Origin of the sequence: Sphingobacterium sp. ML3W, assembly GCF_029542085.1 — a bacterium.
Lineage (GTDB): Bacteria > Bacteroidota > Bacteroidia > Sphingobacteriales > Sphingobacteriaceae > Sphingobacterium.
On the sequence record NZ_CP107036.1, the window covers coordinates 2,460,774 to 2,473,645 of the forward strand.

Below are 12,872 nucleotides of genomic sequence, written 5' to 3' on the forward strand. Positions count from 1 at the left end.
TTTATTATATGGAAAGTTATTCGTCCAACAAAAGTTCATTTTTACAAACGGAGATAAGGAAAATCTGCAAAGTCCGCAATGCCATTATTGGACTATTTATAGCGATGTTTCTTTTTTGCTATGGCTTCTTCTTCTATGTTTTTTTGGATAAGTGGACAGCTGCTTCAGATAAACTGGCATTTTTTTACAAGTCCCTCCCGCTCTTGAGTACATTGTTCGTCTATTTCGGCGTATTATTCGGCGGGCTCAGTTGGGTCGTTTATGCCAAAAATCAAAAATTTATTATTGCCCTACGAGGTCTCAATAGTCGTGACCTTGCTATTTATCAGCGGTACACCCGAAGACTTGTCCGCATCTATGCAACTATTGCGCCGTACCTTTTTCAGGAGCATGAACTTGTATTTTTTCCTTTTTTTGGAAGTAAAAAAATTCCAATCAGTCAGATTCACCGTATAGAGACCAAGATTATACAGAATTATCGCGGCCCGAATAGTTTCCGCGTCTATTTTTACAATGAATTCACCAAGATTCATCAGGTGACAATGAACCAAAGAGGTGCATTCGATTTTCTACAGGAACAGCTTTTAGAAGAAAACCCGAACCTCAACATCATTGCGAGAAACCATTAAACACCTCACACACAGTCTACATTTAAAAAGCAATCCTCCACCCTACCCTTCGAGATAGCGGCTATAATCTCCTGACTCGGCAACCAGCTTGATGATATGGTTACGCTCTTCGAGAAACCGCCTCATATAACCTGTAAGGAAAGACCATTCGGCAAACCGCCCCAAAGGCCCTAGGGGCGCCTTAAAATTAAACACATCCCGCATCAGCACCGTACCATCAGCCTGCTCTTCGAAAAGATGCTGATGATCCATCGACTGAAATGCCCCCTGTATCATTTTGTCTTCGAAAAAATAGGGTTTTTCCATTTTTGCGATCCGCACCGTCAACGTTTGATATACACCCAGATGTTTTGCCCGCCACTGAACGGTCTGTCCGGCTTCGATCAGCCCACTGGTCACACCTGCGATCGCCTTCTCATTTGTCTTCCCAGTCGAATACATGTGTAAGTCTATACTGCGGGCCAGATCAAAAACTATCCCTATTGGTGCATTTACAGTGGTGTCTAATACAATTGTTGGCATAAAATCTTGCTATCGATGAATTCGGAACAAATTTCGTAAAAAACACGAATTTCTTAGGAAAGAGTCTAACAATTATCTAATTTAACCCTCCAATCTAATATCAATAACAAGAAGGCTATGATCACATTGCTTCCATTTGAAGAAGCTGACTTTGACCGCTTCAAATCCTGGATCAAATCTCCAGAAGAACTCCTGCAGTTCGCAGGTCCATATTTTTCATTTCCAGTGACTGACGAACAATTAAAAAAGTATATTGACGATCCCAAACGCCGTCCCTATAAAATTGTCAGTACAGAAACACAAAACGTTATCGGGCATTGTGAATTGAACTTTGAAAGAAGTATACCACGATTATCCCGCATATTGATTGCTGACAATACCGAAAGAAATAAGGGCTATGGTAAGAAAACTATCAATGCGATGCTGAAATTGCTCTTTGTTGATAACACCTACGATCAAGCGGATTTAAACGTTTATGACTGGAACACGAACGCAATAAAATGTTATGAGGGTGTTGGATTTCAGATCAATGAAGGCGCCACAACTGAAACGTCAATCGGCAATGAAACCTGGAAGGGCCTGAATATGCAAATCACCAAATCAAACTGGCTAGCCAAAACACAATGAAGAAGAAACGTTTTTTAAAAAAAGCCTTTATTACCCTGACCTTGGTCGCTGCTCTGCTCGGTTACTATGCCTGGCAGATCGAAACACATTGGGTCAAATTCGAACAGCTAAAACTCCCTATAAAAAACCTTCCTAGCAACCTTGAAGGGAAAACTCTCGTTCAGATTTCGGACATCCACATCGGTGACTATGTCAGTAAAGATTTTATCAAAAACAACTTCGCGAAAGTTGGTATAACACATCCGGACATTATTGTTTACACAGGTGATTTTGTTCGGTTGGTCGACAATGCCCTGCCACTCCATGATCTCGACGAAGTCATGCAATTAGCACCAAAAGGAAAACTACAGACATTGGCCATCTTGGGAAATCATGATTATGGAAGAGCCTTTAAAGACAGTTCCGCAGCGGATTCAATCACTAGACTGCTAAAAAAGTATGATATTACTGTTTTAAGAAACGAAAGTGTGAATATAAATGGTCTACAGCTCTATGGTATGGATGACTATTGGGGAACAAACTTTGACCCTGTAAAAACTATGAAGAACTACAACCGTAACCAAGCGAGCCTTGTCCTCTGCCACAACCCCGATGTTGCTGATATGGATGTATGGAATGGCTATGAAGGGTGGATCTTATCAGGTCACACACATGCCGGGCAAGTACGGATCCCATTCTGGGGTTCACCCATTATCCCTGTCTCGAACAAAAACTACGATCAGGGTATTAAAAAACTTTCTGGAAACCGAACCCTTTACATCAACAGGGGCCTCGGTCATAGTATCCCCGTCCGCTTTAATGCACGACCAGAAATAACCATTTTCACCTTAACAAAGGACTAAGATCGGAGATACTGTCATGTTTAATGCTTCAATAAACACCATATGGAATTAAGTCAGGTATGGATAGAATGCCACTTCTATTGTTTGTCTATAGTCTTCCAGCCCATCCGATTCAAATCGACCGCCCAATACCGCAAAACTCGAATACCAAAAATCTGATATAATAAAAATCTGACGTACAAAACCCTTCAGAATGGCTATTGGTATATCTTGTCTAAACATTCCCAATTTGGAGTAGTGCTCAAAGAGGGAAATAAACTGTTCCTCACGTCGTGCAACAAGAGTCCGGTAAGCATCCCCAATAGCGGGTATCCAAGTACAGATCTCGACGAAATTGGCAAAAATAAACTTATACTTATTGATCAACAGATAAGAGCCCTCCGTAAATTCCTGCAATAACTCCTGAAATCTGGCATCTTTCTGATCAAATAAAACCACCATTTCGTCATAGTCGCGTTGCAGCTCCTCAAAAATAGTAAAGATAATATCTTCTGTATGTTTGAAGTGATAATGGAGATTGCCAGCACTAATACCTATTTCCTGCGCAATTTGCCGTGTCGTAACGGTACGTATTCCTTCTCGATTATATACCCCTAGCGCTGCCACTACAATTTTTTCTTTCGTATTCATGACACAAAATTAGAACAATTGTTCTAATTTTGTGTCATGAATGATAAATTAAGATAATATGAAAGACGAAAAGAAAGAAAGTTGGCTAAAAAATCAATATCTAGATCTAAAGCAAACGCTTATTCCGACCCATCCAAATGATGGTCCCTGGAAAAAAATCGGTAAACAGACAGCTTTTTTTATGTTTTTAACGTTGATGGTATGCGGAGCAATAGCTATGTTGATCGCCATTTCCTTTGCGCATTAGTAAAGAATCTTTTTGACGGTATATTTATTTTTTATTGGCTATGCTGGTTCTTTATTCGATTTACACGGCTACAGCATTTTCCTATTCCATTTTTAAACAGCTGGCTTACGGACCTTGTCTTTGTCCCTATTATTGTTCATGTCGCATCTATTACGGGAAGCTTTCTATTCAATAAAGGAAAACCGCATGGATATCCATTGCACCAAATCTGGTTTATATCGGCTATTGTATCACTCTTGTTTGAGTACGTGATGCCTAGCTACACAGACTACAATACGGGGGATACCTATGACGTCATTGCCTATTTTATGGGAGGACTATTTTACTTTTTATTCCATCAACCCCGTTATATCAGAAAAAGTCCCGGTTGAACCAATCATGTGGTTTGCAGCCGAAATTAAACCACAGCCAATAAAAATACGTTCTGGAACAAAATAGAATATACGCTCAGAAAAGCTCCCGCCTAAAATCCCCCCAGAATATATTAATGGTAAACAGACCTTCAATGGCAAAAAGTATAAACTATAATTGAATAATAGTGTTGATATTGTGATTAATTAGCAGATGTAGGTCACATGACAAGAATCAAAACCAAAAGAACATGTAGTAATGGGCACAGCTTCTATAAGAGTACAGATTGCCCAACATGTCCAATATGCGAAAAGGAAAAGAAACCTGAAGATGGTTTTCTAGCTCTTTTGGGTAGCCCCGCTAGAAATGCGCTATTAAACCATGGTATAGATCAACTTGAAAAGCTAACTCAGTACTCGGTGAAGGACCTACTGAAGCTCCATGGCCTTGGAAAGGCTTCCTTGCCGCTGTTAAGTCAGGCTTTAATGGAAAAGGGATTAAAATTTAAGGAGTAATTGTCCCAAGGATTTTTCTGTCAGATGATAACAAAAAATAAGCCCTCGATTGGCTTCCATATAGTTTCTCGCTACTTAGAAGTGCTTGAGGGCTTTATTATTCAACGCTTTTAACACAAGCGGAATCTTCGTTTACTAGTACTCGATCAAAACTTCAGTTACCTGAGCACCTTGTTTTGCGCTTTTGAATTTAAACTTAACTTTCTGATTCAGATTCAATTTCTGTCCAACAAGACGATCATTGAAATAAATAGATTGTTGAGTCTCATTATCTCTGATAAATCCATAGTTGGATTCGGTATTGTAATGGACAACTTTTCCAAAAGAATAGTCATCTTGGTGGTTCGAAGACATACTTGGACTCTCCCCTTCTTTCAATTTGATCGCAGGTCTGTCTGAGATATTCCCATGTTCATCAACATAAGCAAACAGTTCTTCCAAAGATTTTCCTTTGTCATTGTTTGTTTTGTTGAATTCTTTTTTCTCAATTTTTTGTTGTTTTTTGAGTAATTTCTTTTTTTCTCGTTCTTTTTTGTTAAATGTAATTTGGCTTTTGCTCATTCAATATGGATTAAAATAAAATGTTCCCGAGGAGATGTCGGACCTTTAGAGCTTCGTTGAAAAGATAAAAATGCGAGGTGTTCTAAGGAGATAATTGCAAAGGTACGAAAAAAATAGGAAAAATCAACGACATCCGATAATACATCTAACAGCCACCACAACCTAAATTCGGAGAAGCTCCGACTACCATGATAACAGACATATAGTCCACATAGCAACACAAAATTTGAGCGTTTTTATAAAACAAAAATATCTTTTGGACGTTATTTTGAAAAAACACTATGGAAGTAAAAAATATTGAAAGAGATGACCGAGGTAATTTCATTGCTGAGGTGGAAAATAATGAAGCTGGGATTTTGGAATATACCTGGCAGAGTGAGTACGAGTTTTCCATAGACCATACCGAGGTCTATGACGAATATAAAGGGATGAGTGTCGGTAAAAAGCTTGTTCTTGAGGCCGTAGATTATGCCCGGAAAAACGATGCCAAGATTGTTCCGAACTGTCCTTATGCAAAATCAATTTTTGACAAAACAATTGCCTTTCAGGACGTACTAGCATAAAAAAACCATTTTATCACTGGGACAAAATGGTTTTTATTTTTGACAACTGTATTAGACTAAGCTACAATATTGATTATTTTCCCTTTTACAAAAATAATCTTTTTAATTGGCTTACCGTCCAGGTGTCTCTGTACATCTGCATGTGTCTTGATCGTTTCTTCAACAGTTTGTTGATCTAAATCCAATGCAAGTGATAAATTGAACTTCATTTTACCATTGAAAGAGACCGGATATGCAAATTCAGACTCGACTAGATATTCTGGTTTGAACGTAGGATAAGTTGCCTGAGAAAGTGTACCTGCCTCATGCCCCAATAAGTTCCACAATTCCTCCGTAATATGTGGTGCATAAGATTGAAGAACGATAACAAGTTGCTCCAATATCTGGCGTTTATTGCATTTCAAATCGGTCAATTCATTCACACAGATCATAAAGGCCGAAACAGAAGTGTTGAACGAGAAACGCTCGATATCATCTTCCACTTTCTTAATAATCTTATGTAAAGCTTTAAACTCGGCTTTTGAAGGCTCTTCATCCGATACATTAAAATTACCTTCGGCATCGTGAAACAGGCGCCATACTTTCTTTAGAAACTTGTAAACACCTTCGATACCATTCGTATTCCATGGTTTGGCTTGCTCCAATGGTCCCAAAAACATTTCGTAAAGACGTAAGGTATCAGCGCCGTAAGTTTCAATGATATCATCTGGATTAACGACATTGAATTTCGACTTGGACATTTTCTCCACTTCACTACCACAGATGTATTTGCCGTTTTCCAAAACAAATTCAGCGTTCGCAAAATCAGGTCTGAAATTTTTGAATTTTTCTAAATCCAAAACATCATTTGATACGATATTAACATCTACATGCAAAGGAATTGTATTGTAATCATTTCTCAAGCCATAGGACACAAATTGATTAGTTCCTCTGCCGTCTTCATCGAGTACACGGTAGACAAAATTTGAACGTCCTTGAATCATACCTTGATTGATCAATTTTCGGAATGGTTCTTCCTCATTATGATAGCCAAGATCTTTTAAAAACTTATTCCAAAAACGTGAATATAACAAGTGACCTGTAGCATGTTCTGAACCACCAATATATAAATCAACAGCTTTCCAGTAATCAACAGCTTCTTTTGCAGCAAAGTTCCCCTCATTCTTTGGATCCATGTATCTGAACCAATACCATGAAGAGCCTGCCCAACCTGGCATTGTACTCAACTCATATTCATATTGATCCTCATATTTCCAGTCTTTAGCACGCCCTAAAGGAGGTTCTCCAGACTCTGTTGGCAAGTATTTATCAACCTCAGGCAATAATAAAGGTAGTTCTTCTTCTTTAATAAGATATGGTAGACCATTTTTAAAGTAGACTGGTACAGGTTCGCCCCAATAACGTTGACGACCAAAAATCGCATCGCGCATACGGAAGTTGATCTTCGCTTTACCTAATTTCAATTCTTCCAGCTTCGCAATCAGCGCAGGCACAGCCTCCTGATAGGTCATACCGTTAATAAAATCAGAATTGATGTATTTTCCATCCTTATTCGGATCAGCCTCTTCTTCAATCTGCTGAGTATCCGAAATCGGAATAATTTCTAAATTAAAATGCTTGGCAAAAACATAATCACGTTGATCGCCACTAGGTACAGCCATAACCGCTCCTGTTCCATATCCTGCCAAAACATAATCTGCAATCCAGATCTGCACATCACGGCCTGAAATAGGATGTTTAGCAAATGAACCTGTAAAGGCTCCCGATACTGTTTTGGTATCGGCCATACGATCTAGTTCAGATTTTTTTGATGTTTTCTCAATATAAGCTTCAACTTCAGCTTTTTGTTCGGCTGTCGTCAACGATGCAACCAACTCATGTTCAGGCGCTAAAACGACAAATGAAACACCGAAAATAGTATCCACACGGGTTGTAAAAACTTCAATAGCAGCACGCAACTGTGGAACTGGGAATTTGACAGAAGCACCGACGGATTTTCCGATCCAGTTACGTTGCATTTCTAGCAAGGGCTCTGGCCAATCAATGCTATCCAAACCTTTTAACAGGCGATCAGCATAGGCGGTGATACGCATTGACCATTGCATCATCTTCTTTTGCTCCACAGGATAGCCACCACGTTCAGACACGCCGTTAATCACCTCATCATTAGCCAATACTGTCCCTAAAGCAGCACACCAGTTGACTGTGCTCTCACGTAGATAAGCAATACGATACTTTAACAACTCACGTTGTTGTTTTTCTTCATCAAAAGATTTCCATTCTTCCGAAGTGAATTCTAATACATCTTCGTCAGAAACAGCCTGAACAGCAGCAGAACCATTTGTAGAAAATTTCTTAATCAATGTGTCAATGGGTTCAGCTTTATCCGTTTCTTTATTATACCAAGAACCGAATGATTTCATAAAAATCCACTGCGTCCATTTATAGTATTCAGGTTCAGAAGTCCGAACTTCTCTACTCCAATCATAAGAGAAACCGATATTGTCCATCTGCTCGCGGTAACGATTGATATTTGCCTCGGTTGTAACAGCAGGATGTTGACCCGTTTGGATCGCATATTGCTCTGCAGGAAGTCCAAAGGAATCATAACCCATTGGATGCAGTACATTGAAGCCTTTCAGTCGTTTATATCTTGAAAAGATATCCGAAGCAATGTATCCGAGTGGATGACCAACATGTAGTCCTGCCCCAGATGGATAAGGAAACATATCCAACACATAGTATTTTGGCTTCTGATGCGCATCTGATGTTTTATATGTTTGATGATCCGCCCAAAACTTCTGCCACTTTTTCTCTAATGATTTGTGATTATACTCCATTTTTGTTCGTAAGGAATTTTTATGACTTGCGAAATTACGATTTTAATACTGAAATGTGATAAAAGTTTTGTAGTTTGAACAATAAATTCTAGTATTGAAAAGTTATTTAAACATAGGTAGAAAACTAAATTCGAATTGATTTTTATCAAAGTAATTACAAGATAAATTCGAAATCTTCCGCTCAATTAGTTACTTTCGCAAATAAATTTTTGCTTATTATGTCAGAATACGAATTAAGCACACAAAAAAGAAAAACAAAGTCTGTATATGTATCCACAGTTATCAGTATAGCACTGGTGCTATTGGTAACAGGTATGTTAGGCTTATTATTGGTGCACGCTAAAAATCTTTCAAAGTACGTTAAAGAAAACATTGTCCTGAATGTCATTGTAAATGATGGCACCAGTGAAGGCGATGTACTTTCTTTGCAAAAAGATCTTGAAAAAGACCCTTATGTCCTTCGCTCAGTGTATATCAGCAAAGAAATTGCTGCCAAAAACCTAAAAGAAGATCTTGGTGAAGATTTTGTACAGTACCTTGGGCACAACCCATTATTGCCATCATTGGATGTCTATATGAAGGAGAATTATGCCAATACGGATAGCATCAAGACTTTCATCGAAAAAATCTCTAAAAACAATAAAATAAAAGAGGTTGTCTATCAGGAATCATTGATTGATATGGTCAATAAAAACGTACGTATCATCGGTATGATTGTTTTGGCCTTTGCTGTTATTTTATTGATCATCGCTGTGGCCTTAATTAACAATACCATACGTTTGGCTATTTACTCGCAGCGTTTCTTAATTAAAAGCATGCAATTAATTGGTGCAACCAAAAACTTTATTCGTAAACCTTTTATCACTTATGGTATTATCCATGGTTTATTAGGTTCGCTGATTGCGATTCTACTATTGATATTGACGCTCAAATTAGCACAACAACAAATACCTGAATTGGTCTTTTTACGCAACTGGTTTGAGTTTGCGATCATCTTCTTAGGTGTCATCTGCATCGGAATTTTAATCTCAGGGCTTAGTACCTACTTCGCGGTAACGAAATATTTAAAAGCTCAATCTAACGACTTATATAGATAAAAATGGCTCAAATAAAGAAATCTACGGAATCTGTAAATAAAGGTTCCTTCGTATTTTCAAAATTAAATTATCAGCTTTTTATAGCTAGCTTGGTTCTTGTAGTCATTGGCTTTGCGCTGATGTCTGGTGAAACTGATATCTATAGTTTTACCAAAATCACTTTAGCGCCAATTGTAGTCGTCCTCGGCTTTGCATTGGGATTTGTAGCGATCCTGTATCGCCCCAAAACAACTAAAACTGAAGAATAATCTTATTAAAAACTGATGTCTATTATTGAAGCTATAATCCTTGCTATCATCGAAGGATTAACGGAGTTTTTGCCTGTCTCCTCTACAGGTCATATGATTATAGCAACTGCACTGATGGGTATTCAACCCTCAGCCTTTGTTAAATTATTTACGATTGTCATTCAATTGGGAACGATTTTATCAGTTCTCGTCTTATATTACAAGCGATTCTTTAAATCGCTTTCATTTTACTATAAGTTGGTGATCGCTGCTATTCCTGCATCGGTACTTGGATTACTTTTCAACGATTTTATCGATTCACTTTTGGAAAGCCCACTGATGGTTGCGATTATGCTGGTAATCGGCGGTGTTGTTCTGCTCTTTGTCGACAAATGGTTTAATAAACCTACTGTTGAAGATTCAGACAACGTCTCGTACAAGCAGGCCTTTATGATCGGTGTATACCAATGTCTGGCTTTGATCCCCGGCACATCCAGATCTGCTAGTACCATCATCGGTGGTATGGCCGAAAAATTAACACGTAAAGCAGCCGCAGAATTTTCATTTTTTCTGGCTTTGCCGATGATGTTTGGCGCTTCAGCTGTTAAACTATTGAAATTCTTCAAAGAAGGAAATACATTTACAGGCGAAGAGCTTAATCTTCTTATTGTAGGTAACCTCATTGGTTTTGTTGTCGCAATTGTTGCAATCAAATCTTTTATTGGATTTTTAACCAAATATGGTTTTAAGGCCTTCGGATGGTATAGAATAGTTGTTGGGGTTGTTATTCTCGTACTACTTCTTTCGGGGCATAGTTTACAAATTATCTAATTTTTTTTCATGGAAAACATAGAGGTTGGTGAAAATTCAGCAAGGTTTAATTTTGCTGAAGGTGAAATGTTGTTGATTGATAAACCTTTAACATGGACAAGTTTCGACGTTGTTGGGAAAGTCAGAAACTCACTGAAACCATTAAAATTAAAAGTTGGCCATGCAGGCACATTGGATCCCTTAGCAACGGGATTGCTAATTGTCTGCACTGGTAAGTTGACAAAAAAGATCGACAGCTATCAGGCTGAAGACAAAGAATATACAGGTACAATTACATTGGGCGGAACCACTCCCTCCTATGACCTAGAAACCGAAATTGATGAGCTATTCCCTATCGATCATATTACCGAACAGATGATCTTTGATGCGGCAAAGACCTTTGAAGGCGACATACAACAGTTTCCTCCAGCGCATTCTGCCATAAAGATCAATGGTGAACGTGTCTATGCAAAAGCTCGTCGTGGTGAAGAGGTTGAAATAAAATCCCGCCAGGTACGGATCAATCGCTTTGAAATTGAGAAGATTGAACTTCCGAATGTGTATTTTCGCATTTCTTGCTCAAAAGGCACTTACATCAGATCATTAGCATACGACTTTGGAAAAGTATTACATAGTGGATCCCATTTAAGTTCCTTAAGACGTACCAAAAGTGGTGATTATACGATTGAAAACGCTTGGAATCTTGAACAGCTTATCGCCGAAATAAAACGTCATAAGGAAATCATTAAATAAACCCATCGGTGCACTTTATTGATTCTTTATCTTATTTTTGCAAAAAATCCAATAAATGAAAATCTACAGAAGTTTAGAAGATTTCTCCCCCGTTGAAAATGCAGTAGTTACCATTGGTACTTTTGATGGTGTTCATATTGGCCATCAAAAAATATTAGTCCACTTAAAAGAGGCTGCTCAAAAAATTAACGGCGAAACCATAATACTTACTTTTTTCCCTCATCCACGGTTAATTATTAATCCAGATGATGATAGTTTACGTTTAATAAATGATATTGAGGAAAAAGTAAGCCAACTCAGCAAGGTTGGTATTGACCATCTTATCATTATCCCCTTCTCCCGAGATTTTTCCAATCAAACTCCTGAAGAATATATTAGCAATGTGCTTGTAGGTAAATTGGGTACTAAAAAAATCGTTATCGGATATGATCACCATTTTGGAAAAGATCGCAAGGGTACATTAGGCGATCTGGAACAGTTTGCGTCCATATTCGACTATAGTGTAGATGAGATCCCAGAACAGGATATCAATGATATCGCAGTCTCTTCCACACGTGTGCGTGAAGCACTCATTAAAGGTGATATCAAAACAGCCAACCTATATTTAGGTTATCCTTTTGAGTTAACGGGAACCGTGATCCGAGGGGATCAAATCGGGCGTACCATCGGATTTCCTACAGCCAATCTACAAGTGCATGAACCGCATAAATTAATTCCTGCTTATGGTATATACGCAGTAGAGGTTTATATATACAATCACATCCAGAATATTACTACAGGCGAGTATAAAGAAGAGAATCCTATTTCTATCGCTAAAGGTATGGGCTATATTGGTACAAGGCCTACGGTTGACGGAATGAATCGTGCGATTGAAATCAGTCTATTTGATTTTGATCAGGATATCTACGGCAAGACACTTCGGGTTAAATTCCTGCACTTTATCCGTCATGATGAACGTTTTGACTCACTAGAGGAAATGAAAGCGCAAATCAAAGCAGATGAGATAGAAATAAGAAGTCTTATTGGATAATAACCTAAGGGCGCAGTTAAAAAGAAGAGGCGGGAATTCCCGCCTCTTCTTTTTTTATACCTATCTTATTCTTTGTATCCTCATTGCTCCCACATCATCCTATTTAATGGCCCTTACGCCCCTTTTAATCGGTCACGCTTTAGTCTCTCAGCATTATTATACCAGAAATGAGCAAAATACCAGCTGTAGTTTTTTTAGACTAGAAGTGCTTCGATGCCAAGTCGGTAACTATCTAACCCAAAACCACAGATTACCCCCTTACAGTTTTTAGCCAAAAAGGAATGATGCCGAAATTCCTCCCGTTGATGAACATTGCTGATATGAACTTCAATAACCGGAGTCTGAACAGCAGCAATAGCGTCTCCAATGGCAATAGATGTATGGGTATATGCTCCAGCGTTCATGACGATACCATCATACTCGAAACCGACCTCATGAATTTTATCAATTAACTTTCCCTCAGAATTACTCTGATAATACTCCAATTGAACTGCAGAAAAACGTGCCTTTAATTCCTCAAAATAACTCAAGAAATCTTGACTTCCATAGATTGACTTTTCCCTAACACCCAATAGATTTAAGTTTGGGCCATTTAATACAAGGATTTTTTTCATCGGTATTTAGTGAT

General features: G+C 38.3%; 17 protein-coding genes. 12 read left to right on the forward strand and 5 right to left on the reverse strand.

The window, feature by feature from the left end; translation table 11 throughout:
- Positions 1-8 precede the first annotated feature (8 nt).
- The gene (locus tag OGI71_RS10490) at positions 9-629 is read left to right on the forward strand and encodes a hypothetical protein (protein ID WP_282255388.1); all 621 of its coding nucleotides are present in this window, start codon (positions 9-11) and stop codon (positions 627-629) included.
- 42 nt (positions 630-671) lie between these two features.
- Here the strand turns inward: OGI71_RS10490 and OGI71_RS10495 are convergent, their stop codons facing one another.
- On the reverse strand, positions 672-1,151 hold the full coding sequence (locus OGI71_RS10495) for an SRPBCC family protein (protein ID WP_282255389.1): 480 nt from the start codon (positions 1,149-1,151) through the stop codon (positions 672-674).
- Between the two features lie 117 nt (positions 1,152-1,268).
- On the opposite strand from OGI71_RS10495, the gene OGI71_RS10500 reads away from it, so the two are divergent.
- Both OGI71_RS10500 and OGI71_RS10505 read left to right on the forward strand, forming a co-directional pair.
- Positions 1,269-1,778, forward strand: coding sequence for a GNAT family protein (locus tag OGI71_RS10500; protein ID WP_282255390.1), 510 nt, complete (start codon positions 1,269-1,271; stop codon positions 1,776-1,778).
- Positions 1,775-2,620 (forward strand): metallophosphoesterase, encoded by an 846-nt coding sequence (locus tag OGI71_RS10505; RefSeq protein ID WP_282255391.1) that lies wholly within the window; start codon positions 1,775-1,777, stop codon positions 2,618-2,620. The genes OGI71_RS10500 and OGI71_RS10505 overlap by 4 nt, the downstream gene beginning before the upstream one ends.
- A 48-nt stretch (positions 2,621-2,668) precedes the next feature.
- Here the strand turns inward: OGI71_RS10505 and OGI71_RS10510 are convergent, their stop codons facing one another.
- The gene (locus OGI71_RS10510; protein WP_282255392.1) at positions 2,669-3,250 is read right to left on the reverse strand and encodes a TetR/AcrR family transcriptional regulator; all 582 of its coding nucleotides are present in this window, start codon (positions 3,248-3,250) and stop codon (positions 2,669-2,671) included.
- Between the two features lie 58 nt (positions 3,251-3,308).
- Here OGI71_RS10510 and OGI71_RS10515 point away from each other — a divergent pair, with 58 nt between their 5' ends.
- The 3 genes from OGI71_RS10515 (at position 3,309) to OGI71_RS10525 (ending at position 4,363) form a co-directional block, all read left to right on the forward strand.
- Positions 3,309-3,497: a hypothetical protein gene (locus tag OGI71_RS10515; RefSeq protein ID WP_282255394.1), complete on the forward strand. Its 189-nt coding sequence runs from the start codon at positions 3,309-3,311 to the stop codon at positions 3,495-3,497.
- Entirely contained in the window at positions 3,452-3,868 is a 417-nt protein-coding gene (locus tag OGI71_RS10520) for a hypothetical protein (RefSeq protein WP_282255395.1), read from the forward strand. The genes OGI71_RS10515 and OGI71_RS10520 overlap by 46 nt, the downstream gene beginning before the upstream one ends.
- Positions 3,869-4,072: 204 nt before the next feature.
- Entirely contained in the window at positions 4,073-4,363 is a 291-nt protein-coding gene (locus OGI71_RS10525; protein WP_282255397.1) for an RNA polymerase alpha subunit C-terminal domain-containing protein, read from the forward strand.
- Positions 4,364-4,498: 135 nt separating this feature from the next.
- Here the strand turns inward: OGI71_RS10525 and OGI71_RS10530 are convergent, their stop codons facing one another.
- Positions 4,499-4,924 carry a cold shock domain-containing protein gene (locus OGI71_RS10530; protein ID WP_120258346.1) on the reverse strand — a complete coding sequence of 142 codons (426 nt, stop codon included), beginning with the start codon at positions 4,922-4,924 and terminating at the stop codon, positions 4,499-4,501.
- Between the two features lie 281 nt (positions 4,925-5,205).
- On the opposite strand from OGI71_RS10530, the gene OGI71_RS10535 reads away from it, so the two are divergent.
- Positions 5,206-5,487: a GNAT family N-acetyltransferase gene (locus tag OGI71_RS10535; protein WP_120258347.1), complete on the forward strand. Its 282-nt coding sequence runs from the start codon at positions 5,206-5,208 to the stop codon at positions 5,485-5,487.
- A 56-nt stretch (positions 5,488-5,543) separates the two neighbouring features.
- Here OGI71_RS10535 and leuS read toward each other — a convergent pair whose 3' ends face one another.
- Positions 5,544-8,327, reverse strand: a complete 2,784-nt coding sequence (gene leuS, locus OGI71_RS10540; RefSeq protein ID WP_282255398.1) for a leucine--tRNA ligase — start codon at positions 8,325-8,327, stop codon at positions 5,544-5,546.
- A gap of 218 nt (positions 8,328-8,545) precedes the next feature.
- On the opposite strand from leuS, the gene OGI71_RS10545 reads away from it, so the two are divergent.
- Genes OGI71_RS10545 through OGI71_RS10565 form a run of 5 tightly spaced genes read left to right on the forward strand, consistent with a single transcriptional unit; the run spans position 8,546 to position 12,244 of the window.
- Positions 8,546-9,424 carry a permease-like cell division protein FtsX gene (locus OGI71_RS10545; protein ID WP_120258349.1) on the forward strand — a complete coding sequence of 293 codons (879 nt, stop codon included), beginning with the start codon at positions 8,546-8,548 and terminating at the stop codon, positions 9,422-9,424.
- Positions 9,425-9,426: 2 nt separating this feature from the next.
- A complete protein-coding gene (locus OGI71_RS10550; RefSeq protein WP_282255399.1) occupies positions 9,427-9,672 on the forward strand; it encodes a DUF3098 domain-containing protein in 246 nt (81 codons plus the stop codon).
- Positions 9,673-9,687: 15 nt separating this feature from the next.
- Entirely contained in the window at positions 9,688-10,482 is a 795-nt protein-coding gene (locus OGI71_RS10555) for an undecaprenyl-diphosphate phosphatase (RefSeq protein ID WP_223578820.1), read from the forward strand.
- Between the two features lie 9 nt (positions 10,483-10,491).
- Positions 10,492-11,214, forward strand: coding sequence for a tRNA pseudouridine(55) synthase TruB (gene truB, locus OGI71_RS10560; RefSeq protein WP_282255401.1), 723 nt, complete (start codon positions 10,492-10,494; stop codon positions 11,212-11,214).
- Between the two features lie 55 nt (positions 11,215-11,269).
- Positions 11,270-12,244 (forward strand): bifunctional riboflavin kinase/FAD synthetase, encoded by a 975-nt coding sequence (locus OGI71_RS10565; protein WP_282255402.1) that lies wholly within the window; start codon positions 11,270-11,272, stop codon positions 12,242-12,244.
- Positions 12,245-12,438: 194 nt separating this feature from the next.
- On the opposite strand, the gene aroQ is transcribed toward OGI71_RS10565, so the two are convergent.
- Positions 12,439-12,858: a type II 3-dehydroquinate dehydratase gene (aroQ, locus tag OGI71_RS10570; RefSeq protein WP_282255403.1), complete on the reverse strand. Its 420-nt coding sequence runs from the start codon at positions 12,856-12,858 to the stop codon at positions 12,439-12,441.
- Positions 12,859-12,872 lie beyond the last annotated feature (14 nt).

Excerpts from the sequence above, each read along its gene's own strand:
- OGI71_RS10490 (WP_282255388.1), top strand. The coding sequence starts at position 9 with ATGGAAAGTTATTCGTCCAACAAAAGTTCATTTTTACAAACGGAGATA.
- OGI71_RS10495 (WP_282255389.1), bottom strand. The coding sequence starts at position 1,151 with ATGCCAACAATTGTATTAGACACCACTGTAAATGCACCAATAGGGATA.
- OGI71_RS10500 (WP_282255390.1), top strand. The coding sequence starts at position 1,269 with ATGATCACATTGCTTCCATTTGAAGAAGCTGACTTTGACCGCTTCAAA.
- OGI71_RS10505 (WP_282255391.1), top strand. The coding sequence starts at position 1,775 with ATGAAGAAGAAACGTTTTTTAAAAAAAGCCTTTATTACCCTGACCTTG.
- OGI71_RS10510 (WP_282255392.1), bottom strand. The coding sequence starts at position 3,250 with ATGAATACGAAAGAAAAAATTGTAGTGGCAGCGCTAGGGGTATATAAT.
- OGI71_RS10515 (WP_282255394.1), top strand. The coding sequence starts at position 3,309 with ATGAAAGACGAAAAGAAAGAAAGTTGGCTAAAAAATCAATATCTAGAT.
- OGI71_RS10520 (WP_282255395.1), top strand. The coding sequence starts at position 3,452 with ATGCGGAGCAATAGCTATGTTGATCGCCATTTCCTTTGCGCATTAGTA.
- OGI71_RS10525 (WP_282255397.1), top strand. The coding sequence starts at position 4,073 with ATGACAAGAATCAAAACCAAAAGAACATGTAGTAATGGGCACAGCTTC.
- OGI71_RS10530 (WP_120258346.1), bottom strand. The coding sequence starts at position 4,924 with ATGAGCAAAAGCCAAATTACATTTAACAAAAAAGAACGAGAAAAAAAG.
- OGI71_RS10535 (WP_120258347.1), top strand. The coding sequence starts at position 5,206 with ATGGAAGTAAAAAATATTGAAAGAGATGACCGAGGTAATTTCATTGCT.
- leuS (WP_282255398.1), bottom strand. The coding sequence starts at position 8,327 with ATGGAGTATAATCACAAATCATTAGAGAAAAAGTGGCAGAAGTTTTGG.
- OGI71_RS10545 (WP_120258349.1), top strand. The coding sequence starts at position 8,546 with ATGTCAGAATACGAATTAAGCACACAAAAAAGAAAAACAAAGTCTGTA.
- OGI71_RS10550 (WP_282255399.1), top strand. The coding sequence starts at position 9,427 with ATGGCTCAAATAAAGAAATCTACGGAATCTGTAAATAAAGGTTCCTTC.
- OGI71_RS10555 (WP_223578820.1), top strand. The coding sequence starts at position 9,688 with ATGTCTATTATTGAAGCTATAATCCTTGCTATCATCGAAGGATTAACG.
- truB (WP_282255401.1), top strand. The coding sequence starts at position 10,492 with ATGGAAAACATAGAGGTTGGTGAAAATTCAGCAAGGTTTAATTTTGCT.
- OGI71_RS10565 (WP_282255402.1), top strand. The coding sequence starts at position 11,270 with ATGAAAATCTACAGAAGTTTAGAAGATTTCTCCCCCGTTGAAAATGCA.
- aroQ (WP_282255403.1), bottom strand. The coding sequence starts at position 12,858 with ATGAAAAAAATCCTTGTATTAAATGGCCCAAACTTAAATCTATTGGGT.